This window comes from Streptomyces ziwulingensis (genome assembly GCF_039542605.1).
Lineage (GTDB): Bacteria > Actinomycetota > Actinomycetes > Streptomycetales > Streptomycetaceae > Streptomyces > Streptomyces ziwulingensis.
The window spans coordinates 1-26,303 of the sequence record NZ_BAABIG010000007.1; the positions used below are offsets into that span (position 1 = coordinate 1).

Here is a 26,303-nt window from a genome sequence, read left to right on the forward strand (position 1 = left end):
CCACCACGGCCCGCAACACCGACACCGACACCGGCACCGACACCGGCACCGACACCGGCACACAGCTCCAGACCCAGGAACTGATCACCCGTCAGGACCCCACACCCACACCCACTCCCACTCCCGGCACTTCCACCGCCTCCACCACTCCCACCGCCTCCACCGCTCCCCTCCGGCCGGCCGGCGCGGCAGCCTCACCGCACCCCGTTGCCGAGGCGCTCGCGGACCTGCGCACCACCGTCGAGGCCCGGGACCGGGCGTACGGCGAGTTCGAGACCCGGCTCACGGACTTCCCCGAACTGCGCGCCCCGGAGGCGGCGGGCCGGCTCGCCCCCGTCCGGGAGGCGTTCGCCGACACCTGGGCGCGGGACCGTGCCGGCGCTCTCGCGGATCTGGACACCCGGCTCGCGGCCACCCGGGACGCTCTCGCCGCCCGGGAACAGGCACGCCAGGTCTTCGACCGCGACATCGCCACCGTGCTGCCCATCGACCGCGGCGGCACGGCCTTCGCCGCCTCGTCGCAGGCCGCCGCGCTGGCCGAGGAGTTCCAGGACGTGATGGCGGGTCGTCCGGCCGTCGAAACGGCCGCCGCGCAGGCGGAGGCGTTCCGGCAGCGGTACGCCGAGGCGCACGCCGCCTGGGCGGCGGACCGGCAGGCCCGCGCCGCCTTCGACGCCGTACTGCGCACCACCGGATCGCACGGCGAACGCGTCGACCTGGCCGACGGCCGGGCCACCTGGAGCGACCGGACGCACCGCTGGTACGCGCGGCAGCTCGGCGCGTTGCGTGAACGGTTCGTCGCCCAGTGGCACGAGGCCACGGCCGTACAGGACGCCGGCGAGCGCGGGCAGCGCATGGACCGGCTGGCCGAGGACATTCGCCAGGCCGCCACGCACCAGCGGCGGCGGGCACCCGCCGTGGTCGCGGAACGCGGCATGTTCGGCGAGTACATCGCCCGGTTCGCGGCCGACCCGGCCTGGAACGGCGAACTGGCTTCCTGGTACGAGCGGCAGCGCCGGGCCGTCGCCGAGCCCCTGTTCGGACAGCTCGACCTCCACGGTCCGCACGCCCGTGGCGAGGTCCTGGCACGGTTCCGGGACCAGGCCACCGCACTGCACGAGGTGGCCGAGTCCCGGCACCGGCTGCACCAGGACTTCACCCGCCTCCTGGAGCGACACTCCGGTACCACGGTGCGGATGTCCCACTCGGCCACCGCCGACTGGACCCGGAACCACCTCGGCGACCTGCGCGAGGAGTTCGTCCACACCACCGAGGCCGCACGCGCCGCGACGGCCGTTAAGGCCGCCCCGTCCGACGGTCAGGGCACCGCGCCGCTCACCGAACTCGTCCCGCCCCCGGTGCGGACCGACTCCCGCGACTGGCGCGTCCCGGCCTGGCACGCCGCGCAGACGGAACTGCGCCAGCGGTACGCCGACTTGCTGGCGCAGGCCCGCACCGGCCCGCTGACAGCGGCCCGGCAACCATGGGATGCCGTCACGGTCGCGGCGGTCCGGGAGGTGGCGGTCGACCGGGGTGATGCCGCGTTCGACCGCGCGCTGCGGGTCTGGGAGGAACGGCTGACCGAAGCCTGGCGCGGCCGGCCGGCCGACGGGGACCGGATGCCGTTCGAGCTGTCCGCCGACCTGGTCACCGCCGTGGGGGAACGGGCCGCCGCCGACTTCCGCGAGCGCTGGGAGGAGGCCCTGCGCGAGACGTCGGCCGGCCTCGACCCCCGCACCGCGATGAACGACGTGCTACGGCAGGGGAGTCGGCGCCTGCGCGCCCTGGTCGCCGGACTCGCGGGGGAGTTCGACCGGCACGCCCTGTTGCTCGGGCAGACGGCCCGGCTCGACGCGGCGTTCGAGGAAGTGGCCGCCTCCTTCCACGACGGGCTCGACCGGAGCAGCCGGGAACTGCCGGCGACGTCCGACGCCGGGAACCGCCAGGTCTCCGAGCCGGGCCGCGCCCGAGTGCGGGAGGACGCGCGTGAGGAGTTACGGCGTGCCTACGAGCACTCCTTCCCCACCGCGGCCGGTGCGGCCGGGCTCGTCTCCGAAGGCACCGGGCCGCCACAGGTCCGGCAGTCCTGGCAGTCCTGGCAGCCCTGGCGGGTCTGGGAGGAGCGGGTCGGCGGGATTCTGGCCGAGCTGCCCGCCCGACTGGCCTCCCAGGCGGCCCGCGAGACGGAGATCCTGCGTGCGCGGGAGGCCGTCGCGGATGCCGCCGCCTCCTGGAGCGCGGCCGGTCCCCGGACGGCACCGCTGTTCCTGGACCGCTTCCCGGTGGACTTCGCCCGACCGCGCCCGATGCTGCGCCGCGCTCTTGAGGTAGCGGTGGCCGCCGCCGTCGACGACCGCTTCGACCGGCTTCTCGGTCCGGACCACGCCACGGCCGGCCGCGGTGACGCGGGGGAGCGGACGGAGCGCCGGCGCTCCGCGTACGCCGAGCTGACCGACCCCGACCGGCTGCACACCTGGCTCACCGTGCGGCACGCCCGCGACCACGTGAACGCCGTCTCCGGCCGCCTCTTCGACGAACAGCTCCAGAGGTGGCGCGCGGTCCACGGCGACGAGGCGCTCACCGAGGCCGACGCGTCCCGGGCGCGGGCCGGGCTGGCCGAACGGCTGCGGTCCGCGTTCGACACGCTGTTCACCGAGTTCACCGAGTTCACCGAGTTCACCGAGCGCCCGCTCACGAGTCAGGAACTGGCCGGCGCCGTACCCCGCTGGGACGCCGTCCTGGCCGACCAGGCGCGCGCCCTGCCCGCCCACCTGACCTTCGAGGCGGGGATCACGACGGCGCTGCACTCCGCGGGCCGCTCCTTCGAGGCGTTGCGCGACCACCGGGACGTGGACAGCGACAGGCTCGCGGAACTGGCCGACGAGTTCCGCGCCGACTTCCTGGCCGCCTACGAACTGCTGTGGGCGCCCCGGGCGCTGTCCCCGTCCCGGGCCGCCCACGAGGCGGAATGGACCGACGCGTTCCGCTCCGGCCTGGCCGCGGCTCGTCCCCACCGTGCCGGCGACGAGCCGCGTCAGGTGGCGGAGACGACCGATGAGCTGCGGGACCGTCTTGTGCGGTCGGTCGGACCGCGGCGTTTCCAGGCGCTGTGGGACCGGGCGGCGGGTCTGGTGCGGCCCGCCCTCCTGATCGGTCTGGAGCCGGAGGTCGAGGAACTGCGGGCGGCACAGCACGCGGCGGTGACGAGGGTCGCGGCGGGCCTCGCCGGCGGCATGAGCAGGGCGCGGGCCGAGGCACTGGCCGACACACTGGCGCGGCGGACGGCCGGCCTCCGCACCTCCCGGCCCGGACTGCGCGGTGGAGCGCCGCCGGCTCCGCGAGCGGCATCCGTCACCGCACCGGAGGAAACGGAGAGGGCGGGCCGGCTCCGAGAACGCATCCGGCGATCGAGACCGTGGGCCTCGGAAGCGGAACAGCAGCTCCCCGGCCCGGGGCAGGAGGACACCGGGCTCACCGGGGAACAGCGCGACGAACTGTTCTCGGACCTACAGGCGCGGGAGCGGATCGCCGCCGCGCCAGAGGTGCTGACCTTCGGTTCCGTCTCCGACCTGGTGCACCAGCGGTACGGGGTGCGACTGGAGCAGACCCGACTGGAACGGCTGCACGAGGTGTACCGCCGCAGCGCACCGCTGCCGCACAGCTCTCGCCACATGGGCTGGTCCTGGCCGCACTTCGTCGCGGCGTGGCAGTACTTCCGGGACCATCTGCACCTGGAGGTCTCCTACCGTGATGCCGCGCAGATACGGGGGCAGCACGTCCCCGTGGGACGTCACATCAGGGAGCTGCGCGACAAGGGTCCCGCGGCCAGACTTCCCCAGGGCCTGGTCGACTGGTGGGAGTCGGTCGGCATGCGGTGGTCCACCGAGGACATGCTGGAGGCCGGGCGGAATCACCGTGACGGCCGGACGTTCGCCGAGCCGCCGCCCGACGAGCGGATCCGGGCCGTCGAAGTCCCCGGCTGGCAGGCCAGAGCCGACCTGGCGCACTGGCGGGAGACCCTGCGGTACCACTCCCTGGCCGCCCGGACGCCCCAGGTCAACGAGGCGCTCGGGGCTGCCTGGGCCGGCCAGGTGCTCGGGGCCTTCCAGTACGTGCCCGAGAGCAGCGCCGCCGGATCGAGCCGAGGAGCCGACACGGTGGCGCCCGCGGCCAGGCGGACCACCCGTGCACAGCGGGACATCACGGCGGACTGGAAGTACCGAGGCGCGAAGGCCTTCGCCGAGGCCAACGGCCATCTCGAAGTGCCCGCGAACACTTCTGCGGCCGACGGTTCGAAAACCCATGACCTCCGACTGGGACTCGATGCCGTGCGCAAGGACCGCAGACAGCTCACGCAGCCGGTCGTCGACGCCTACGACGAGTTGGGCCTGCGCTGGCACGCGTCGAGCGCGGCGGAAGCGGCTCGCGCGTACCGCGACGGCCGAGGGGCCGACCTCGCGGTGCCGCCGCCGGATGCCGACCTCGCGGCGGTCGTCGTGCCGGGCCATCAGGCCACTTTCAACCTCGCCGCGTGGAGCAAGGCGTTCCTGAGGAAGCCGGAGGCCACGCAAGCGGACTACCGGGCCCTCCTGGGCGGCTTCGGCTCGGTGTGGACCGACTGGCTGTTCCGGGAGCACCGGGCGGCGCGCGCCCTCGCGGGCAGCCAACCGCACGGTGAGCCGGGCGCCGCGACCGCCGTCACCGCCCGGGGCGGCCAATCCGGGACACAGGGAGCCGCCGGGCCCGCTCACCGGCAGCAGCACCCGGCACCCGCGTCGGACCTCGCGGACGCGCGGCAGCACAGGGCACCCGCGTCGGACCTCGCGGACGCGCGGACCGCGGCCGGGTGGCGGCTTCAGGAACGGATACGGCGATCCCGGCCGTGGTACTCCGCACCGGACCAGTCCGCCGCGGCAGCGGCCGCCGACTTGGGACTGACACCCCCGCAGGCACGGCAGCTCGCGGCCGAGTTGATGCGACGCGAACGGGAGGCCGCGGCGCAGGAGGTACTGACGTTCGGCGTGGTCGCCGACCTGGCGCGCAGCGCGTTCGGGGTGCGACTGGAGCAGACGCAGTTGGCGCGGCTGCACGACGCCTACCGCCGAACGGTGCCGTTGCCGGTGCCGACCGGGCCTGCTCGTCCCGGCTGGTCACCGCTCCACTCCGTCGCGGCGTGGCAGTACTTCCAGGAACACCACGACCTGGAGGTCCCCGCCGCGCACGAGGTGCTCGCGCAGGGGCTCCGGGTCGACCTGGGCGGCTACGTACAGGAACTGCGGAGCACGGGGACCGTCGCCGGACTTCCGCAGCCCCTGGTGGACTGGTGGGACTCGGTCGGCATGCGGTGGTCCACCGAGGACATGCTGGAGGCCGCGAGGACCTACCTCGACGGTCGTACGCTCGCGGCGCCGCCACCGGACGAGGAGATCCGGGCCGTCGCGGTACCGGGCTGGCAGGCCACGGCCAACCTCGCGCAGTGGCGGGAGAGGCTGGAACATCTGCGGTCCCTGGACGGGCCGGGCGTCGAAACAGCCGTGAACAGGGAGTGGGCCGAAACGCTCCTCCGGCGGTGGTTCGTGCCGCAGGCGCCGACCGGGACGGACGGCGTCTCCGAGGACTCCGGCGCGGGCCGGCGGCGTGATGCCCGCGGGCACACGAGCGCGGAACTCGCGGCGTTGGAGCGCGGTGGCTGGAAGCACCGGGCCGCCGAGACGTTCTTCAACGCCCACGGGCACCTCGAAGTCCCCACCGGCACGATGGTCGACGGCCCGAACAAGCGATACGACATCAGGCTGGTCCTCAACAACCTCCGCCAACAGCGTTCTTCGCTGCCCCAGTCGGTGGTCGACCTGTGGGACGGGATGGGCATGCGGTGGCCGGTGCGGCAGGCGGCAGCGGCGGCCGAGGCGTACCGGGCCGGCCGGAACGGCGTCATCACGGTGCCGCCGGCGAGTTCCGACATCGAGGCGGTGACCGTCCCGGGCCACGCGGCCACCTTCGATCTCGCCGCCTGGATCAGGACGTTCGGCAAGGCACCCAAACTCACCGCGGCGGAGCGAAGCCTCCTGTACGAGGGCTTCGGGCAGGAGTGGGGTGACTGGGTGCTCGGGCAGCGGGACAAGGCGCGCGCCTTTCCCCGGGGTGAGTCCGGTCAGTCCGTTGGGGCGCGTCCGCGGCGGACCGCCGCTCGGTCTGCGCGTGACAGTGCCCGGGTGCGGGCCGGGGCGCCGGAACGTGCCGCCGGGGAGGCGTCCGAGGACGAGGAGATGGAGAGCCTGTTCGGTCCGAGTTCCGAGCCGCAGCGCGCGGAGGCCGAGCCGGAGGGTGAAGAGGCCGAGCCGGGGGGTCCGGGGGCGCCGATCGACGTCGACGCGCGGGAGTGGTCCGTAGGGGTGCGGCAGCAGGAGGCGTGGCGGCGCCGACTGTGGGCCTCGCCCGCCCAGCGGCCACCTTTCGAACGTCCGCACTGGCCGGAGTATCCGCCACCGGACCGGCGAACCGAACTCTTCGCACACTTCCGGCGATCACCGCAGGCGACCTTCGGGGCGGTCGCCGACTGGGTGTCCGACAGGTGGGGGGTACGTCTGAACCAGGCCCAGATGGAACGGCTGCACGCGGAACACTGGCTGGAAGTACCGGATCACGGCCTGGCCGCTGCCCGCCGGCGCGGCCGCCTCTCCGCCGGTACGGCCCAGCACCAGCGTGGGGCGGCACAGCGTTTCCACGCCGAGAACGGCCATCTGGAGGTCGGCAGGCAGCATCCGGCACTGGCGAGGTACCTCGCCTCGCTGCGGTTCACGGTGGGCCTATCCCGTCTGCCGCAGCCTGTCGTGTCGTGGTGGGAGTCGGTCGGTATGCGGTGGCCCACCCGCGACGTGCTGACGACGATGCGGGCCCACCTGAACGGCCGGGTGCCGTCCGGGCCGCTGCCGGCCGAGGAGCTGCGGGCCGTCCCGGTACCCGGCGGCCGGGCCACCGTGGACATCGCCCATTGGATCGGCACGCTCCGGTACGCCGATCACCACAGCGTCGACCCCGCACAGCGCGCCGAACTGCGGAAGGTGTTCGGCGCCGGGTGGGCCGACACGATCCTCGGCACACTGTCCAGCGAACGGCGAAGGCCCGGCGCACGGTCGGCCGCCGCCGAGCGGACCGCGGATGCGTCCGGTGTGTCCGGTACGTCCGGTGCGGGGGCGGAGGCGTCGCGCACGGAGACGGCGCCGGGCATCGACACGGCCGGGCAGGAGCACGATCCCGGCGGGGCGATGCGGGACGGCGAGGAACTGGCGGGTGGAGACGACTCACTCGACCAGGTGCTGTCCGATCTGGACCAGTGGCTGAGCGGTCGGCCGGGTGACGACCTGGACGCGTCGTGGGCCGGCACGGAGTGGGAGGGCCTCGACCTGTCCTGGTCCGGGCTCGGGGCGGACGGCCAGGAATCCTCCGGTCAGCACATCGAACCGGGCATGGGCGCGGACCAGGGCATGGGGGCGGACCAGGGCATGGGCGCGAACCTGGGCCTGGGCATGGACCTGGGCATGAGCATGGACCTGGGCATGGACTTGGGCATGGACCTGGGCCTGGGCATGGACTTGGGCATGGACATGGGCCTGAGCATGGACCTGGGCATGGACTTCAACCCGTATCCGGAGCTGGACGGTTTCCTGGGTGGGGCTCTGGAACCCGTGTCGGAGACGGCCGCCGAGACGCAGGACCGTCTCGTGCGGTGGCTCGGCGCGGAGCACTTCCAGGTTCTGTGGGGTAGGGCGGCGGGTCTGGTGGAGCCCGCCGATCCGGTCGGGCTCGAACCGGCGGCCGACGAGGTGCGGGCAGCCCGGGATCTGGCGGTGCTGCGGGTCGTGGACGGCCTCGCCGCCGGTATGAGTGACACGCAGGCCCGGGCACTGGCCGCCGGGTGGGATGCGGAGGTACGGGATGCGGCCGCTCGTGACGGACAGGGAGGCCAAGGGGCCACGACGCAGTGGTACGACGGCATGCCGGCGGAACCAGGGGCCGCCACCCACGTCGGCGGACTGACGGCCGAGCAGCACCTGGTCCTCGCCGCTCGCGGGCTGACCGCGGTGGAGGTCGTCGCGGACGGTGACTGCCTCCTGTACGCGCTGCGAATGACCGCGCCCGAGGTTTTCGCCCGGCACCCGAGAGCCGCCGGGAGGCCGGGGTCCGCCACCGAGGTACGGGACGTGGACGAGTACGGTCTGCTCACCCCGTGGGCCATCCGCCGTGCCATGGCGGCGGTGCTGGAGGAGGCGTTCGCCTCGGACCCGGCCTTCACCGCCCATGTGGAGGCCATGGCGCAGGCCAACCAGGCCACGGACCGAGCGGAACAGTTCCTCCGGGCGCAGTGGGGGCCGGCCGGTCCCGCGAACGGGGACTGGACGCAACTGTCGCGGATGGCGCGGGACAGCGCGCTCCAGCAGATCCACGACGGCTGGGGCGAGGCGGACCGCCGGCGTCTCCTCCATGATCTGCGGACGCCCGGCCACTACGACAGCGCGAGCGGGGACATCGCTCCCATGCTGGCCGCCCGTGCCTTCGGACTGGCGTTGACGATCGTGCAGCCGGACGGAGCCGAACACCACGTGGGCGCGGCCGACGGTACGCCGCTCACGTTGGTCCGTCTGACGCGGGCCGGCGCGGGAGCGGACCACTACCTGGCCACCACCGTCCTGGACCGACAGAGGGCCGAGGACACCTCCGCCGGGCGGTTCGCACCCGAGCCGCACCACACCGGGGGAGCCGGCCAGGGATTCGAACTCTCCCACTGGCCCGCCGGCCCCTCATCGTCCGGGCATACTCTTTCGGGTGGCGATCCGCTGGGTCAGGCTCATCCGGGGGCGCGCTCAGAACAGACCGGTCCGGGACTCGCCGTGGTCACGCCGTGGGACCGGGCGTGGAACCACGCGGTGGCGTTGCTGCGCCCCGCCCTGCTGATAGGGCAGGACGAGCGGTCCGAGGCGTTGCGACAGGCGCAGCGGGAGGCACTCGTCCACGTCGCGGGACTACTGGTGGGAGCGGGACCCGACGAGTGGTCCCAGGCCGAGGCCCAGGCGGCGGCGATCACGGTGACGGAGCAGTTGGTGACGCGGACTCCCGGCATCCGGTCGTCGACGTACGGGACGCTGGGCGGCACCCGCAGGGCGAGCGGCACCTCCCTCGGTGGAACAGTCGAGCGACTCCACGCCTCGGGGCCACCCTCCGGGCGCTCGGCCACGCGCGCCGGACGTGGCGGCCGGACCGGTACGAGGTCCTCGCACCGTGTCCCCCAGCGGTCCCCGCACGGGACGATCCGGCCGAGCCACGCCATCACGGGGGCGGAGCATCAGGCGGCGGACGGAGTCCTCCGTGTCCTTGACCGCAGAACTCTGGAGGAACGCGTCGACCGGGCGGTCGAGGCGGTCACCTCGACGGCGCGACCGCATACGCCCGAATTCTGCGTCGAGCTTCTCCTCGGCGTCCTGCGGCAACTCCAGCCGGAAAGACTGCACCCCTTCGTGCGTTCCGCTCGCACCGCGGATGACATCAACGTCGGATCCCGTGCGCCGAAACACCGAATGGGCATGAACTCCGAATGGTCACGAGTGACCTCATGGGAAAGTGTGGAGACGGCCCTGACCGGAATGGCGGCAGGCGCCACCGCCCTGATTCTCTGGCGCCCCTCCGACGGGGTGGGACACGCTCTCATGGCCTACAGAACCGCCGATGAGATGCATCCGGTGGACTGGATAAACCCGGAGAACAGCAAGGGCCGTCGCCTGATATCGCGTGCACACCTGCGTCCCCCCGTGGACGTCCGGGTCCTCTTCGTCGACGCCCACGGACAGCAGGTTCATCCCGTCGAAGCGCCGGGCGGAATGCATCGGCGGAACTCCGAGTCCACCTCCACCGGACACGCGCTCACCGACCCTCCCCGGACCCTGGAATACGGGAAGGGGTCGACCGAACTGGAGGTCTACAGCGGCTATCTCGAAGGACGTCTCCCGGCGTCCCGCGGCAACACCGAGATCGAACCGGAAAAGCTGCCCTACCTGGCGAGGAACCCCTCTTACGGTATTCGTATCGATGTGGACGGAGGGCCGTTCTCCTTCCTCAGCACAAAGGACGTGGCCACGGGAGGAACCACCCGCCCGGACGTGACCCAGCGAGTGCCCCTGTGGGTGTTCGAAGTCGTCGTGGAGACGCCCATGGCGGTTCTCGCGGGCGAAGTCGACCAGCTCGGCCGCACCCCCGGGCAGGTCTTCCAGCACCTCGGACGCCTCTTCGAGACAGTCAATCTCGCGTCGTCGCAAGTCGCCGGGCGCCGCCTGCGGCACCGGAAGATCCCCCTCACGCACCTCTTCAGGCCACAGGACGGATACGAGCTGCACCCCACGGCCGAGTACCTGAACTACATACCGGCGGTCGACGGCGGAGTCGTAGGAGTTCATCCGCAATACACGTACAGCTTCGAGTTGGCGGCCCTGATGGAATTCGCGGAACTCATCTCCCCGCACATCAGGCAGGACCCCGCCGGTGACGTCCTCGCGAGTGAGCACCTCCAGGACGGCGTCGCCTTCGCCCGTACCGAAACAATGAAAGTGCGAAATCTGGCCGACAGGAACCACACGCCCCTCGACAGCAGAGACCTGCGGGAACTTCAAGGGCTCCTGCTGCTCACCTATACGACCGGGGCCGCGTTCGCCTCCCTCATGGTTCTGAACGGGCTCGGGAAATCGCAGACGGCCATGCTGTCACGCATCGACCTGCACAAGATCCGTGCGGAGTTGAGCGACAGGGCGAGCCTCATGCTGAACGCGCTCTCGGAGCAAGTGATCCTGGACTTCGAGACGGCCCTGCTGCGGCGAATGCCGTCGTACGCGCAACAGTACGCACAGGAGACCGGCGCGCCCGTCCAGCGCCCGTTGCAGGCGCAGTACGAGGGCCTGGGACTTCGGGACGTCGTCCTCAGCGGCATCGTGAGCAACGGACCACGCATCACCCAGCGAGAAATCTTCGGAAAGATGTTCACCCTGCCGGATCTGGACCGGTCTCCTCACCCTCCCCACCATCGGCCGCAGGTGGTCGTGGAAATACGTCACTTCGGCGGAACGACCGACGTGGTGCCGTTCCAGACCGCCGAGCGGTACTTCGCGGCCCTGACCCGAATGGCCCAGCAGGCGACCGACCACGCGCACGGCGACCAGAGCCATCCCTGACCGGCCGGTGTACCTCCCGGCCGGGCGGAGAGCACCCCCGGCATGATCCTCGCCACCCCGTGACCGTGCCATTCGGCACCCACCGGAGCCGTGCGGCAGAATCGCACCCGATGAGCACCTACCGCGACCTCACCGCCCCCATCGGCTCCCGCCGGGCCACCGTGCTCCGCACGGTCGGCACGAGGGAGCGCCGCTCCCACCTCACGGCACCCCGCGTGCCCACGGTCGGCATCGACATCGGCGGCACCAAGGTGATGGCGGGCGTCGTCGACGCCGACGGCACCATCCTGGAGAAGGTCCGCGCGGAGACCCCGGACAAGTCCAAGAGCCCCAGGGTCGTCGAGGACACCATCGTCGAACTGGTCCTGGACCTGTCCGACCGGCACGACGTGCACGCCGTCGGCATCGGCGCGGCCGGCTGGGTCGACGCCGACCGCAACCGCGTCCTGTTCGCCCCCCACCTGTCCTGGCGCAACGAGCCCCTCCGGGACCGCCTCTCCGGACGCCTCTCCGTGCCCGTCCTGGTGGACAACGACGCCAACACCGCCGCCTGGGCCGAGTGGCGGTTCGGCGCCGGCCGCGGCGAGGACCACCTCGTCATGATCACTCTCGGTACCGGCATCGGCGGCGCGATCCTGGAGGAAGGCCAGGTCAAGCGCGGCAAGTACGGCGTCGCCGGAGAGTTCGGCCACATGCAGGTCGTCCCCGGCGGCCACCGTTGCCCGTGCGGCAACCGCGGCTGCTGGGAGCAGTACAGCTCCGGCAACGCGCTGGTCCGCGAGGCCCGCGAGATGGCCGCCGCCGACTCCCCGGTGGCGTACGGGATCCTGGAACACGTCAAGGGCAGCATCGGCGACATCAGCGGCCCGATGATCACCGAGCTGGCCCGCGACGGCGACGCCATGTGCGTCGAGCTGCTCCAGGACATAGGCCAGTGGCTCGGCGTCGGCATCGCCAACCTCGCCGCCGCCCTCGACCCCTCCTGCTTCGTGATCGGCGGCGGTGTCAGCGCCGCCGACGACCTGCTGATCGGACCGGCCCGGGACGCTTTCAAGCGCCAGCTCACCGGTCGCGGCTACCGCCCCGAGGCCCGGATCGTCCGCGCCCAGCTCGGCCCCGAGGCCGGCATGGTCGGCGCCGCCGACCTGGCCCGGCTGGTCGCCCGCCGCTTCCGCCGCGCCAAGCGCCGCCGGGTGGAGCGCCACGAGCGGTACGAGCGGTACGCGGAGGCTCGCAGGACGGACGGGGAGACCCTGTGACGGACACCATGACGCAGCAGACCGCATCCTCCGACGACGCCGGGCGCCCGCCCGAGAACCACCGCCGCATGATCCGCCGCCGGGCACTCACCCTGATCATCATCGTGCTGCTCATCGGCATCCCGGCCGGCTACCTGGTGATCTCCGCCGCCCAGAGCCGCGACAGCGGCAAGGACAAGGAGGCGAAGTACTCGGCGACCGGCCTGAGCGAGGGCTGGCCCTCCAAGCTCCAGCGCCGCCTCTACCAGGTCCCCGTGCCGCACCCGGCCGCCAAGGTCGCGTCCTACGAGACCAACAACTGGAAGACCAGCCGCCTCTACGTCCAGTTCGAGACCACCTCCGCCGGGCTCGACGCCTTCCTCGCCGGCGTCGGCGTCGACCGGGGCGACCTGAAGCGGGGCGACATCACCATCAGCCACCGCGACCAGCGGGTCACGCACTGGAAGTTCTCCGGAACGGGCTCGTGGTGGGGCCTGATCCACACCCAGAAGGACCCCGCGCCGACCCGGGACGTCGTCGTGAACCTCGCCGATCCGGACCTCCCCATGGTCTACGTCGTCTCCCGCACCACCCCCTGACCGGACCGCCGGCCGGCGTCCGGAGCCGATTGTCAGACCCCGCCCTTAGAGTCGAAGACAGTTGATCCGACACGGCGGGCGGGAGGTGACAGAACGTATGCGCGACACGACCACGGTCACACCGGCCACACCGGCCACACCGGTCGGATCGGCGGCACTGCCGCAGGACCCCGGCTTCCGCGTGCCCCTCCGGCTCGCCGCCGTCTTCCTGCCCGCCCCGCTCCCGCGCGAGGGACGCGTCGCCTTCTGGGACCCCGCCGACGGCGAACTGCCCACTCCTCCCCAGACGCCCGAGGACGGTTCCGCGCCCGCCGCGCTGACCCGGCTCACCGTCGTACGGCGCCACGGACCCGGCGTGCGGCGCGGGCAGGTCCCGGCGCTGACGCTCCCGCTCGAAGCGGCGCTGCCCCTGCTGACGAGCGCCCGGCACGACCCCGCGGCCCACCCCGCCACCGCCTGCTGGGGCGCCGCCGCCCTGCACGCCCTGCGGCTCACCGCCCGCGGCCGCCTGCTCCCCGGCCTCACCGCGGCGGGCCACGACGCCTGGCGGGCCGGCCCCCTGGACCCGGAGGACATGGCCCACCTGCGCGCGGTGGCCGCCGCCCTGCCGCCCGAGGGACACGCCGTCCCCCTGGAAGGACCCGGCCCGATCCGGCTGCCCGAGCCGCGCGCCCTGATCCGCTCCTTCCTGGACGCGGTCACCGACACCCTGCCGCGCACCCCGGCCGCGCCGCACGCCCTCGGCGGACCGTTCGCGGCACGCCCCGCCCAGCGCCTGCCCCACGCACGGGACTGGGCCGCCGAGGTCGCCGCGGGCATGGACGCGGGCGTACGGATCTCGCTCCGCCTGGACCTCTCGGCGTTCGACCTCTTCGACAGCGTCGGGGACGGCACCGGGCAGGGCCCCGGGGGCGGCGGCGCGGGAGAGGGCCGCGGGCGCGCCGCGGGAGCCGCCGTGGTCCAGGTGCACAGCCTCGCCGACCCCACCCTCGTCACCGACGTCGCCGACCTGTGGTCGGGCGCGGCGGACCCCGCCTTCGGGGCGCGCGCCCGCGTCGACACGGCCCTCGCGGTACGGCGCGCCGCCCGCATCTGGCCGCCGCTGGACCGGCTCACCGAGCAGGACGCGCCCGACGTACTGGCCCTGTCCGAGGACGAGGTGACCGACCTCCTCGGGGTGGTGGCCACCCGGCTCGCCGCCGCGGGCGTCGCCGTGCACTGGCCCCGCGACCTGGCACAGGACCTCACCGCCGCGGCGGTGGTCCGGACCGCGCCCGGCTCCGCCACCGACGGCACGGGCTTCTTCGAGAGCGAGGCACTGCTCCGCTTCAGTTGGCAGCTCGCGCTCGGCGGCGATCCGCTCACCGAGGCCGAGATGGACCGGCTCGCCGAGGCCCACCGCCCGGTCGTCCGGCTGCGCGACCGATGGGTGCTGGTCGACCCGGCCCTGGTCCGCCGCGCCCGCAAACGCGACCTCGGGCTGCTCGACCCGGTCGACGCCCTGTCCGTGGCCCTGACCGGCAGCGCCGAGGTCGACGGCGAGACGGTCGAGGCCGTCCCGGTCGGCGCGCTGGCCACCCTGCGCGACCGGCTCACCGGCGGCCCGCTCCCCGCCGAACCCCCGCCCGGCCTGCACGCCACCCTCCGCGACTACCAGCTCAGGGGCCTGGCCTGGCTGGACCTGATGACCTCGCTCGGCCTCGGCGGCTGCCTCGCCGACGACATGGGCCTGGGCAAGACGGTCACCCTGATCGCCCTGCACCTGAAGCGCGCCCGCCCCGAACCCACCCTGGTGATCTGCCCGGCCTCCCTCCTGGGCAACTGGCAGCGGGAGATCACCCGGTTCGCGCCCGGTGTCCCCGTCCGCCGCTTCCACGGCCCCGACCGCTCCCTGGACGACCTGGACGGCGGCTTCGTCCTCACCACGTACGGCACCATGCGGTCGGCCGCCGCCACCCTCGCCGGCCGGCCGTGGGGAATGGTCGTCGCCGACGAGGCCCAGCACGTCAAGAACCCGTACTCGGCGACCGCGAAGGCCCTGCGCACCCTGCCGGCCCCCGCCCGCGTGGCTCTGACCGGCACCCCCGTGGAGAACAACCTCTCCGAACTGTGGGCGCTCCTCGACTGGACCACCCCGGGCCTGCTCGGCCCCCTGAAGTCGTTCCGGGCCCGGCACGCCCGCGCGGCGGAGACCGGCGAGGACGAGGAGGCGGTGGCGAGGCTGGCCCGCCTGGTCCGCCCCTTCCTGCTGCGCCGCCGCAAGTCCGACCCGGGCATCGTCCCCGAGTTGCCGCCGAAGACCGAGACGGACCACTCCGTGGCGCTCAGCCGCGAACAGGCCGCGCTGTACGAGGCGGTGGTGCGCGAGTCGATGGCCGTCATCGAGGCCGCCGAGGGCATGGCCCGCCGGGGACTGGTCCTCAAGCTCCTCACCTCCCTCAAGCAGATCTGCGACCACCCCGCGCTGTACCTCAAGGAGGACCCCCGGCTCCAGGGCGACGGGGCCGCTGCCCGCTCCGGCAAACTGGCCCTGCTCGACGAGTTGCTGGACACGCTGCTCGCCGAGGACGGCTCGGCGCTGGTCTTCACCCAGTACGTGGGCATGGCCCGCCTCCTCACCGCCCACCTCACCGCCCGCGCGGTCCCGGTGGAACTGCTCCACGGCGGCACGCCGGTGCCGGAGCGCGAACGGATGGTGGACCGTTTCCAGAGCGGTGCGACACCGGTCCTGCTGCTGTCCCTGAAGGCGGCGGGCACCGGCCTGAACCTCACCCGCGCGGGCCACGTCGTCCACTTCGACCGCTGGTGGAACCCGGCCGTCGAGGAACAGGCCACCGACCGCGCCTACCGCATCGGCCAGACCCAGCCCGTGCAGGTCCACCGCCTCATCACCGAGGGGACGGTGGAGGACCGTATCGCCGAGATGCTCCAGTCCAAGCGGGCCCTCGCCGACGCGATCCTCGGCGGCGGCGAGTCCACCCTCACCGAACTGACCGACCGTGAGCTGTCCGACCTGGTCTCCCTGCGGAGCACCTCATGACCCCCCGCCCCGCCGACGAGGCCCGCCGCGCGCTGCGCGCGGCCCGGGAACGGCAGGAGGCGACGACAGAACCCACGGAGGAGTCACCGGCACAGGACACGACGGGCCGGCCGCCTACCGCACCGCGCCCGGTCACCGAGACGGTCACGGAGGCGGAGGCGGAGGCGCAGACGGAGACGGGGCGGGGGACGGGGACGAGTGCTGCGGGCTCCGGGGCGACGGAGGCTCTCGGGGCAGGGGCAGGGGCAGGGGCAGGTTCCGGTTCCGGCTCGGTGGGCGCTGCCGGTCCCGTCCCGGGTGGCCGGCCGGCGGAGGCCGAGGCGCACCGGCCGGGTGACGTCGCCCGTGAGGCGCTGCGGCGCGCGAGATCCGCTCTGCGGGTCGCGGGTGAGGAGCCTGTGCCTGACGACGACCATGCATCGCCCAAAGGCTCGGACGGCGACGAACACCTGGCCGGACCGTCCCGCCCCGAGGACGGCACCGTAGGGAGTCCCTCCGGGGGAGCGGGCGCACAGTTGCCGCCCGACGAGGACGGCGCGCCTGCCCAGCCGGGTGCCGGGGACGCCCCGCTTCCGCCCGGTGGCGAGGCCGCGCACCCCGCCACCGGCGACGTCCCTGATCCCGGCACCGGCACCGGTGACGGTGAGGGGACCGCGTCCGCCCCACCCGAAGCAGGCCCCGCCGCCTCGACGGCCCGTCCCGGGGACGCGGCCCGTGAGGCGCTGCGCGCTGCCCGGCGCGAGGCACGCCGGGCCCAGGCGGACGCGCCCGCGAAGGACACCGGCGTCGTGCGTCACCCGCCCCGCCCCACCTCCGCCCCGGCCGTCCGCGCCCGCGCCGTGCGCGACTTCGCGGCGGGTGCCTTCCGATTGCCCCCGGACGCCGAGCCGCTGGGCGACGATCCTTCCCACGACAGCCCTTCCCACGACAGCCTTTCCGACGACAGCCCTTCCCACGTCATCCCTTCCGAGGACGCGACCTTCGGAAGCCGTCCCCCGGAGCCCGCCGAACCCACTACGAGGTCCGAACCCGCTACGAGGTCCGAACCCGCCACGAGATCCGAACCCGCCACGAGGTCCGAACGTGACTCGGAGGACGGCCCCTTCCCCCCGAGCACCCCCCACTCCATGGCCGCCCCCGGCCGGGACGGTGAGTTGCGGCGGACGTTCCCCGCCTTCCCTCCGGGCGGGGCCGCCGGTGGTGACTTCGCCGGGACGTGGTGGGGAAACGCCTGGGTGGCCGCGCTGGAGGAGGGAGCCCTGGACGCCGGGCGGCTGGTGCGGGGACGCGGGTACGCCGAGCGGGGCCATGTCGACGCCATCACCGTGACGCCCGGACTCGTCCTCGCCTACGTGCGGGGCAGCCGTGCGCGGCCGTACCGCGTGCAGGTGCGGCTGCGCACGCTGGACGAGGAGGACTGGGAACGGTTCCTGGACGCCGCCGTCGAACGCCCCGGACACATCGCCGCCCTCCTCGACAAGGAACTGCCGCCTTCCCTCGCGGACTGCGGCGTCCCGCTGCTCCCCGGCCCCGGCGACCTCGACCCCCGGTGCAGTTGCCCCGACTCCGGGCACCCCTGCAAGCACGCCGCCGCCCTCTGCTACCAGACGGCACGGCTGCTGGACGCCGACCCGTTCGTGCTGCTTCTGCTGCGCGGTCGCGGCGAGCGTGAGCTGCTGGACGCCCTGTCCCGGCTGAACGCGGCCCGCGTGGCCCGTGCCGCCCAGGACAGGGACCCGGCGGCGCTGCCCGGCGTCCGCGCCGGCGAAGCCCTGGCCCCGCGTACGCTCCCGCCCCTGCCGCCGCCGCTGCCGACGCCTCCGCACCCCGGGCAGCCCCCCGCCTACCCGGCCGCCCCCGGCGGCCCCGACCCCTTCGCGCTGGACCAGCTCGCCACCGACGCCGCCGCCCGCGCCCACGCGCTGCTCACCACCGGCCGCGATCCGGTCGGCGGGATCTCGCTCTGGCAGGATGCCGTGCGGCTGGCCGCCGCCCGACCGGGATCCGGGCTCACGGCCGGCAGCCGCGTGCTCTACGCCTCCCTCGCCGCGGCGGCCGACCGCGACCAGTCCGAGCTGGCCCGCGCGGTGGCGGCCTGGCGACAGGGTGGTCCGGAGGGACTCCGGGTGCTGGAGGAGCCCTGGGACCCGCCGGCCGGCCGGTTCGACCGCGCCCGCCCCCTGCTGCTCGCCGCGGACCTCCCCGCCTTTCGTCCCTGGCGCAACCACCTCACCCACCCCCAGGGTCACGTCCAGCTCCGCCTCGGCCGCGACGGCCTGTGGTACGCCTACGAGTCCGAACCCGGCCGCGACGACTGGTGGCCCCGCGGCACCCCCGACCTGGACCCGGTCGGCGCCCTGACCGGCCTCGGCGGACCGGGCGAACCCTGACCGGACCTGAACTGGACAGGCCGATCGGCGACCGCCTGCTCCTCGACGCCTTCAGCGGCGGCCCGGTGACCTGGCACCGGTGAACAGGGGACCGGTGAGCCCCGGATCGGCCCCCTCCTCCATCCGGGCGTGGACACGCTTGTGAGCGCCGGAGGTGGTTACTCCGGTTCGTATGGCGAGAACATCTGGAGCTGACGACGACAGGCCGCAGCCGCCCGACGACCGCGAGAAGACGTCGGCGACGGAGGCGGGCCCGAGCCCCGAGGTGGAGCGGCGCGCGCCGGACAACCCGGCGAAGCTGGGGAAGCGGTCGTGGGGCGCGGTGTTCAAGGGCACGGTGAAGGAGTTCAAGGACGACGAGCTGACGGACCGGGCGGCGGCGCTGACCTACTACGGGGTGCTGGCGCTGTTCCCCGCGCTGCTGGTACTGGTCTCCCTGCTGGGCATCGCGGGGAAGTCGACGACGGACCAGGTCCTGGACAACGTGAAGAAGCTGGCGCCCGGCTCGGCCAGGGACATCATCAGCGACGCGGTGCAGCAGTTGCAGGGCGGCGGCGGCATCGGGTCCGTGATGGCCGTCGTCGGCATCGTGCTGGCGCTCTGGTCCGCCTCCGGCTACGTCGCCGCCTTCATCCGGACCGCCAACGCCGTCTACGACATGCCGGAAGGCCGGCCGGTGTGGAAGCTCCTCCCGGTCCGGCTCGGCGTCACGGTCGTCCTGCTGGTGCTGGCGGTGGCCAGCGCGCTGATCGTGGTCTTCACCGGTGGACTCGCCCGGGAGGCGGGGTCCTGGCTGGGGATCGGTGACACGGCACTGACGGTGTGGTCCCTCGCGAAGTGGCCGGTCCTGGTGATCCTGGTCATCATCATGATCGCGATCCTGTTCTGGGCGACGCCGAACGTGAAGGGACGCGGCTTCAGGTGGATCACTCCGGGCAGCGTGCTGGCCCTGGTGATCTGGCTGATCGCCTCGGCCGCGTTCGCGTTCTACGTGGCGAACTTCGCCTCGTACAACAAGACGTACGGCACCCTGGCCGGCGTGATCGTCTTCCTGGTGTGGCTGTGGATCAGCAACATCGCGATCCTGCTGGGACTGGAGTTCGACGCGGAGCTGGCCCGACAGCGTGCCGTGGCCGGAGGCATGCATCCGCGCGAGGAACCCTATGTACCGCCGCGCGACACCAGTACCTGGGACGACCAGGACCGCCGCGACGCGGGGAGGTGACCGCGCGACGCGGCACGGGAGGGCGGGCGGCCGCTTGTCCCGAGGGCGTTCGACGGCGGCCGGGGGGAGTCGGAGCGAGTCAGGGCTGAGTGGGAGGCATGATTCCGCGTCTGCGGGTGACCTTCCTGTTCATGAACGTGGAAGCGGAAGCGCGCCGGGTGGAGCGCAGGCCGGTGCAGTGGGTGGCGGGCTGGGAGACCGGGTGGATACGGCGGTCCATGCCCGTCATCGACGAAGCGGCCGAGCGGACCAAGCTGTGGTGGGGCGCCGCCGGCGTCCTCGCCCTGTGCGGCGGGGCGCGCGGCAGGCGGGCCGCGCTGTCCGGGCTGGCCTCGATGGCCCTGGCCGAGGTGGCCTCGAACGCGGGGGGCAAGCCGCTGTGGCAGCGGCGCCGCCCGCCCGCGGAGTGGATACCCCACGACGACGTCCACGACCGCCCCGACTCTTCCTCGTTCCCGTCCGGGCACACCGCCGCCGCGTTCGGCTTCACCGGCGCCGTGGCGGCGGTGTGGCCGGCGGCCGGCGTGGTCTGCGCGGCCCCGGCCCTGGCGGTCGCCGTGCAGCGGGTGCATTCGGGCGCCCACTACCCCAGCGATGTCGCCGTCGGGGCCGGGATCGGGACGGCGGCGGCCTGGGCCGTGCACCGGCTGCCGCGCCTGCTGCGAAAGGTGATCTTGTGAAGGGTCTGTATTTCCGTGCGGGGAAGAGGGTGCCCGCCCCCGATGGGGGGACCCGGGCCGTCACTACAGCAGGAAGGTGATGATCATGGCCGACGCGAGCCGTCCTGTCTCCGGCAGCCACACCGAGCACTCGGCCCCGGGTGGGGAGCCGGTGGGGGAGCTGGTGCAGCGCGCGTCGCAGCAGCTCACGGAGCTGGTGCGGGGGGAGATGCGCCTGGCCCAGGCGGAGATGAAGGAGAAGGGCAAGCGCTACGGCAAGGGTGGCGGTCTCTTCGGCGGGGCGGGTCTCGCCGGGTTCTTCACCCTTCAGGCGCTGATCGCCACCGCGATCGCCGCGCTGGCCGTGCCGCTGCCGGTCTGGGCCGCGGCCCTGATCGTGACCGCCGTCCTCGGCGTGGTCACCGCGGTGCTGGCGCTGACCGGCAAGAAGGAGGTCGGCCGGGCCGCCCCGCCGACCCCGGAGAAGACCATCGACAGTGTGAAGGCCGACGTGGCCGAGATCAAGGAGAGTGCCAAGCGATGACCCAGCCGCCCCACGACGAACCCACCGCCGCCAGCCCCGAGGAACTGCGCGAACAGGTCGAGCGGACCCGCCACGAGCTGGGGGAGACGGTCGAGGCCCTGGCCGACAAGGCGGACGTCAAGGCCCGGGCCCAGGAGACGGCCGCCCAGGTCAAGGAACAGACCGCCGCGAAGGCCGCCGAGCTGACGGAACAGGTGAAGGCCAAGGCGGCCGAGGCCGCTCACCTCGTACAGGAGAAGCTGCCCGACCCGGTCAAGGCCAAGGCCGAGCAGGCTCAGCAGTTGTGGCACGATCAGGCGCCCCGCCCGCTGCGCGACAACAGTGCCAAGCTGATCGCCGGAGGAGCGGCCCTCGTCGTCGTCTGCCTTCTGCTGCGCCGCAAGAAGGGGAAGTAGAACGAGGGGCCATGGGCCGGCCGGTAGCGGCCGCGTCGGCTGGATCGACCGCGTCGGCCACATCGGCTGATCCGGCCGGCTCGGTCGACGCGGCCGCTCTTTGTCACGGCGGCGACACCGCCGCCTCGGCGCCGCCGTCTCCCCCGCCCGCGGCAACGTCGTCATCGCCTACCAGAGCGGCCTCGCCGAGCCCGGTGGGCCGGCCCCGACGGACGTCCGGGGCGCCGCACGCGTCGTGCAGCGCCGACCGGGCCTGTCCGCGCAGCCAGACGTGGGCCGGGTCGTTGTCGTAACGCTGGTGCCAGGCGAGATGGACGGGGATGGCGGGCATGGCCAGGGGCAGGGGCAGAGTGCGCAGGCCCAGGTCGTCCAGGAGCGGACGGCTGATGAGTTCGGGGACCGCCACGACGAGATCGTGTTCGCGGACGAACCGTAGGGCCGTGGCATGGGTGGCGGCGGCGGCCACCACCTGCCGACACATGCCCTGAGCCTCCAGCGCGTCGTCTACGGGGTCCCGCAGCCGTCCCCGGCGGGAGACCGTGAGGTGCTCGGCGGCCGTGTACCCGGCCAAGGTGAGCGGAGCACGGCACAGGGGGTGGGCGGGGCGCACGGCGAGTACGAGCCGGTCGTGCCCCACGGTCTCGTGGCGGAACTCGGGCGAGGCGGGTTCGCTCGATCCGGCTTCGAGGTCGACGTCACCGCGACGCGGGTCATGGGTGTCCGTACTGGCCTCGCCCAGGAAGCGCAGCCGCACCCCGGGCGCCGCGGCGCGCACGGACCGCAGCAGGGCGGGGCCGGCCGCCGCGGCCAGCGCGTCGTGCCATTTCAGGACGAACGTCCGCTCCAGTGCCGCCGGATCGACCGCCGCGTCGGGGGAGAGGACGGACCGGGCCTGCTCGACCAGGTCGTGCACACGCGCGCGCAGCGCGAGCGCCCGGGGCGTCGGGGTCATGGTCCGGCCGGTGCGCACCAGGATCTGGTCCCCGGTGGCCCGGCGGATACGGCCCAGCGTGCGGCTCATCGCGGGGGCGGAGACATGCAGGCGCGCGGCGGCGTCCGTCACGCTGCCCTCCTCCAGCAGGGCGTCCAGGGCGAGGAGCAGATTCAAATCCAGTTGCATGCGGGTAAATCCAGTCGTAACTAGATTGCATTTGAAGTTAATCATGCCTGGTTCTAACGTCGAAAGCGAACGGCCGAAGTGGCCGCGAACTCCCTTCCTTCCGACGCCAGGAGCGCTCATGAACGCCCTCTCCCACCCCCGTACCGACCTCACCGACGCCACCGGGACCGTCGCCCTCGAAGCGGTCCTGAAGCGGGCCGTGGCCGCCGTGCGGACCGCCGGTGAGCATCTGCGGGCGCGCTACGACGTGGCCGCCCGCCCCGGAGACCTGGAGGAGATCGTCCGCGCCATCCACGCCAACGACGACGCGATCCAGGCGATCGTCGAACAGCCACTGCTCGACGCCCGTCCCGGGTCCCGGTGGGCGGCGGACGAACTGGCCGGCGGCCTGCTGCCGGAGGGCGAGTGGTGGGTGGTGGACACCGCCGAGGGCAACATCAACCACATTCACGGCATGGGGGAGTGGGCGGTGACCGCCACACTGGTGTGCGACAACGTCCCGGTGCTGACCGTGGTCCACCTGCCGCTGACCGGCGACACCTACACCGCCCTCAGGGGCCGGGGGGCGCTTCTCAACGGCACGCCGCTGCGCTCCTCCGCCAAGACCGAGCTGAGGGCGGCCCTGGTCGGCACCGGCCAGGCCAAGCCCGGTGAGGAGGAGGCGGCCCTGCGCCGCATGGGCGCCACGGTGACCGCCATGCTGCTCAACGCACTGGTCGTACGGGTCTCGGTGCCGGCCACGATGCAGCTCGTCCACGTCGCCTCCGGCGGCATGGACGCCTTCTGGCAGTTCTCCGACGTGCGTTCGGGCCTCCTGCCGGGCGCGCTGCTGGTCTCCGAGGCCGGTGGCACGGTCACCGACACCCGGGGTGAACCGTGGACCCTGGCCAGCGCCGATTTCCTGGCCTCCGCTCCCGGTCTCCACGCCCAGGTCGTCGATGTCCTCACCGACCACGCCTGACCCCCACCCCCCACACCTTTCCCCCTCACCCGCTACCACGACTGGAGACCACCGTGGAGATCGCCGTACTCGGTTCCACCGGGCAGACCGGCCGCCTGGTGATCGCACGCGCCCTGGAGCGCGGGCACGACGTCTTGGCCCTGGCCCGCCGACCGGAACTGGTCGAGGCACCGGCCTCCGGAAAACTGCGTGCGGTCCGGGCCGACGTGACCGACCCCGGCAGTGTCCTGGCCGCCGTCGAGGGCGCCGATGTCGTGGTGAGCGCACTGGGCATCACCAAGAAGCAGGACCCCGCGATCCTCGTCGAGGGCGCCCGCCAGATCGCCTCGGCCGCGCCCCGCGTCATCTGGCTCACCTCCCTGGGCATGGGCGCCACCGAAGGGGCCCTCGGCGCGGTCAACGGCGCGCTCCTCAGACGCGTCCTGCGCCACGAGTGGGAGGCCAAGGGAATCGCCGGACGCGCTGTCCGCGACGCGGGCGGCACCACCGTCCACGCCGGGCCGCTGACCAACAGACCCCACCAGGGCGACGGCCGGCTGGTTCCCGCCAGGGGATTCAAGCCCCGGAGGATCCCGCCCATGGCACCGCGCGCGGGGATCGCCGCCCTCATGGTCGCGGAAGCCGAATCCCCGCACTTCACCGACGCGGACACCATCGCCCTGTTCGGGACCGCTCACTCCTGCGAGTGAACTCCGGGCTCGGAGAGGCATGAGGAACCGTTCCCTCGGGACAGGGTCCGGCCGACGTTCTCGACCAGGTGGCCACGCGGCCCCCACCACCGGACGAGGACCGTCACCGGCCACCGCGACTTCCCTGAAGAGGTGCTCCTTGAGCTTGGGCCTGTCCGAGGCGGAGGTGGCCGGGCGCGCCCTCACCCAGTGCGGCTTCGCCACAAGGAAAGCGGACGGAAAACGGCTCGACAGGGGGAACCCGGCGGCCGCGAGCGCACAGGGCCACCCGCGCGCCGCGACCGGTCAGCGGTGCGCGACGACGTCCAGAGCGATCTTGAGGTGCCGCCCCGTCATGCCCTTGGCACCGGTGAGCCCGAAGGCGTACCTGTCGATCGTGGTGGTGCCGCTCGCGGTCAGCCGCTCGCCCTCCTGGACGACCGGTCCGAGAGTGACGGCGACCGGCTGAGTCACCCCACGCACGGTCAACTCGCCGTGCAGGACGGTCTCGGCGCCGGAGCGGTCCAGGCGCAGACTCCGGAAGCCGATCTCGGGATGCCGCGCCACGTCCAGGAAGTCGGCGGACCGCACATGGCGGTCCCGCTTCTCGATGCCCGACTCGAAGCTCGCCGCCTCCATCACGACCTGCACGGACGATGCCTCCGCCGGCTCGGCCACAGTGATCCGGCCCTGCCTGATGGCGAAGGTGCCGCGGACCGGGAGCAGCCCGAACATGGCGCGGGTGTCGAACCGGACCGTGGAGGCCGCCGGATCGATCTCGTACGCGCCTGCCGCCGGCGTGGGCTGGTTCTCTGACGCTGCCATGTGCTCGTAACCTCCGTCTGCTGAAGACCAACCCCGTGCCGGACCAGCCTCTCGCAGCCGCAACGGGGACACCAGCCCCCGACGCCGGACCGGGTACTCACCCGTTTCTTCCGGCGGTGGCCGGCGGGGGGCGCCGGCCACCGAAGCGGCGCGTCACCGGCTGCTCGACCGCGCGGTGCAGGACGTAGGCCGCGGCGAGGGTGAGCAGGAGCACGGCCGCCTCCAGGAGCACGGCTGTCGGCAGGTCATGACGGCCGGTCAGGAAACGGTCGCGGACGTAGAAGAGCGTGATGCCCTGGACCAGGTAGAAGGCGAAGGAGATCTCCCCGAGCCAGACGGCGGGGCGGCCGGCGAACAGGGTGCGGCGGCCCGCGAGATCGGCGGCGGCCAGGGAGCAGATGACGGCCGCGATGGGGACGACGGCGGCCAGGTTGAAGTTGAACGGGGCGGGCAGGACCAGGGCCGCGGCGTACCCTGCGACGCCGAGCGCGACGACCACGAGGGGGTGGAGGCGGGGTACCCGACCGCTCATGACCAGCCGGGCGAGCACCATGCCGAACACGAACTCGAACAGCCGCGGCGGCGGGAAGGCGTAGCTGAACCACATCTGCGGCAAGGACAGCGGGAGCTGGGGCACCCGGGGAGTGTCCGCCAGCAGATACGTGCTGACGAGGTCCATGACAACGATGCCCACGAGTGCGGCGCCCGCCACCGCCCACAGCAGCCGTTCGGGGATGCGTCGCACCGGCCGGATCAGCAGCGGGAACAGCAGGTAGAAGAGGAGTTCGCAGCAGAGCGACCAAGCGGGCGGGTTGACCCCGCTGAAGGTCCCCGGATCGGACAGGAAGGAGTGCACCAGGAACAGGTTGGGCAGCCAGGACGCGACGGGCGTGGCGGCGCCGGCGAACAGGACCATGGCCAGTGCCCAGGTCACGAGGTGGTTGGGGAAGATCTTCAGCAGCCGGCGGCGCCAGATGTGGGGCGCGGTGTCCTCGGGGCGGTGCGACCAGGTGAGGACGAAGCCGCTCAGTACGAAGAAGAACGACACCCCGAGGTAGCCGCACGAGCCGAAGAACCATGCCAGGTCCTCGGCCTGCCCCGGGTCGCCCACGAAGGTCAGGGCGCCAGCGGGGGCGATCGGGTTGCTGAGCAGGGTGGAGTGGTAGAGGAAGACGAGCAGCGCGGCGAGGAAGCGTGCGCCGGTGAGGGACGGCAGCGCGGTGCGCCCGGTCGGGGAGTCGGCGCGGGCCGGGCGGACGGCCCGCAGTTCGCTGGGGACGGAAGCGGCCATGACGTGGGGAGTCCTTCCGCTGTGGCGGCCCCGCGGCATGCGCCACGGGCACAGGCATCGTGATCCCCGCGCGCCCATCGACCGGGAAGTGGGCGCCCATTGGAGCGCGTTTCACAGGTGGCGTCGTCTGCCCGC

The 26,303-nt window shown here is 73.2% G+C and carries 13 protein-coding genes and 1 pseudogene; 11 read left to right on the forward strand and 3 right to left on the reverse strand.

Features of this window, described 5'->3' with window-relative positions; all coding sequences use genetic code 11:
• The 9 genes and pseudogenes from ABEB00_RS02970 to ABEB00_RS03010 form a co-directional block, all read left to right on the forward strand.
• Positions 1–11,213 (forward strand): annotated as a pseudogene (locus ABEB00_RS02970) (hypothetical protein); the annotation flags it as partial.
• A gap of 110 nt (positions 11,214–11,323) precedes the next feature.
• On the forward strand, positions 11,324–12,472 hold the full coding sequence (locus ABEB00_RS02975) for an ROK family glucokinase (protein WP_345617237.1): 1,149 nt from the start codon (positions 11,324–11,326) through the stop codon (positions 12,470–12,472).
• A gap of 8 nt (positions 12,473–12,480) precedes the next feature.
• Positions 12,481–13,050, forward strand: a complete 570-nt coding sequence (locus ABEB00_RS02980; RefSeq protein WP_425586427.1) for a sugar kinase — start codon at positions 12,481–12,483, stop codon at positions 13,048–13,050.
• A gap of 97 nt (positions 13,051–13,147) precedes the next feature.
• The gene (locus ABEB00_RS02985; RefSeq protein WP_345617239.1) at positions 13,148–16,090 is read left to right on the forward strand and encodes a DEAD/DEAH box helicase; all 2,943 of its coding nucleotides are present in this window, start codon (positions 13,148–13,150) and stop codon (positions 16,088–16,090) included.
• 398 nt (positions 16,091–16,488) lie between these two features.
• Entirely contained in the window at positions 16,489–18,480 is a 1,992-nt protein-coding gene (locus tag ABEB00_RS02990) for an SWIM zinc finger family protein (protein ID WP_425586422.1), read from the forward strand.
• A gap of 172 nt (positions 18,481–18,652) precedes the next feature.
• Entirely contained in the window at positions 18,653–19,705 is a 1,053-nt protein-coding gene (locus ABEB00_RS02995) for a YihY/virulence factor BrkB family protein (protein WP_345617241.1), read from the forward strand.
• Between the two features lie 98 nt (positions 19,706–19,803).
• Entirely contained in the window at positions 19,804–20,385 is a 582-nt protein-coding gene (locus tag ABEB00_RS03000; protein WP_345617242.1) for a phosphatase PAP2 family protein, read from the forward strand.
• A gap of 85 nt (positions 20,386–20,470) precedes the next feature.
• Complete coding sequence (locus ABEB00_RS03005; protein WP_345617243.1) at positions 20,471–20,908, forward strand: phage holin family protein; 438 nt, start codon at positions 20,471–20,473, stop codon at positions 20,906–20,908.
• Positions 20,905–21,303 (forward strand): DUF3618 domain-containing protein, encoded by a 399-nt coding sequence (locus tag ABEB00_RS03010; protein WP_345617244.1) that lies wholly within the window; start codon positions 20,905–20,907, stop codon positions 21,301–21,303. Before ABEB00_RS03005 ends, ABEB00_RS03010 begins: the two co-directional genes overlap by 4 nt.
• A 103-nt stretch (positions 21,304–21,406) precedes the next feature.
• Here ABEB00_RS03010 and ABEB00_RS03015 read toward each other — a convergent pair whose 3' ends face one another.
• Positions 21,407–22,423, reverse strand: coding sequence for a LysR family transcriptional regulator (locus ABEB00_RS03015; protein WP_345617245.1), 1,017 nt, complete (start codon positions 22,421–22,423; stop codon positions 21,407–21,409).
• Between the two features lie 118 nt (positions 22,424–22,541).
• Between ABEB00_RS03015 and ABEB00_RS03020 the strand changes: the two genes are divergently transcribed.
• Positions 22,542–23,384: an inositol monophosphatase family protein gene (locus tag ABEB00_RS03020; protein WP_345617247.1), complete on the forward strand. Its 843-nt coding sequence runs from the start codon at positions 22,542–22,544 to the stop codon at positions 23,382–23,384.
• A gap of 53 nt (positions 23,385–23,437) precedes the next feature.
• Entirely contained in the window at positions 23,438–24,073 is a 636-nt protein-coding gene (locus tag ABEB00_RS03025; RefSeq protein ID WP_345617249.1) for an NAD(P)-dependent oxidoreductase, read from the forward strand.
• Between the two features lie 285 nt (positions 24,074–24,358).
• Here the strand turns inward: ABEB00_RS03025 and ABEB00_RS03030 are convergent, their stop codons facing one another.
• Positions 24,359–24,877, reverse strand: coding sequence for a YceI family protein (locus ABEB00_RS03030; protein WP_345617250.1), 519 nt, complete (start codon positions 24,875–24,877; stop codon positions 24,359–24,361).
• 97 nt (positions 24,878–24,974) lie between these two features.
• Entirely contained in the window at positions 24,975–26,168 is a 1,194-nt protein-coding gene (locus tag ABEB00_RS03035) for an acyltransferase family protein (protein WP_345617251.1), read from the reverse strand.
• Positions 26,169–26,303: the final 135 nt, after the last annotated feature.

Excerpts from the sequence above, each read along its gene's own strand:
- ABEB00_RS03005 (WP_345617243.1), top strand. The coding sequence starts at position 20,471 with ATGGCCGACGCGAGCCGTCCTGTCTCCGGCAGCCACACCGAGCACTCG.
- ABEB00_RS03030 (WP_345617250.1), bottom strand. The coding sequence starts at position 24,877 with ATGGCAGCGTCAGAGAACCAGCCCACGCCGGCGGCAGGCGCGTACGAG.
- ABEB00_RS02980 (WP_425586427.1), top strand. The coding sequence starts at position 12,481 with ATGACGCAGCAGACCGCATCCTCCGACGACGCCGGGCGCCCGCCCGAG.
- ABEB00_RS03035 (WP_345617251.1), bottom strand. The coding sequence starts at position 26,168 with ATGGCCGCTTCCGTCCCCAGCGAACTGCGGGCCGTCCGCCCGGCCCGC.
- ABEB00_RS03000 (WP_345617242.1), top strand. The coding sequence starts at position 19,804 with ATGATTCCGCGTCTGCGGGTGACCTTCCTGTTCATGAACGTGGAAGCG.
- ABEB00_RS02985 (WP_345617239.1), top strand. The coding sequence starts at position 13,148 with ATGCGCGACACGACCACGGTCACACCGGCCACACCGGCCACACCGGTC.
- ABEB00_RS02975 (WP_345617237.1), top strand. The coding sequence starts at position 11,324 with ATGAGCACCTACCGCGACCTCACCGCCCCCATCGGCTCCCGCCGGGCC.
- ABEB00_RS03015 (WP_345617245.1), bottom strand. The coding sequence starts at position 22,423 with ATGCAACTGGATTTGAATCTGCTCCTCGCCCTGGACGCCCTGCTGGAG.
- ABEB00_RS03020 (WP_345617247.1), top strand. The coding sequence starts at position 22,542 with ATGAACGCCCTCTCCCACCCCCGTACCGACCTCACCGACGCCACCGGG.
- ABEB00_RS03010 (WP_345617244.1), top strand. The coding sequence starts at position 20,905 with ATGACCCAGCCGCCCCACGACGAACCCACCGCCGCCAGCCCCGAGGAA.
- ABEB00_RS02995 (WP_345617241.1), top strand. The coding sequence starts at position 18,653 with ATGGCGAGAACATCTGGAGCTGACGACGACAGGCCGCAGCCGCCCGAC.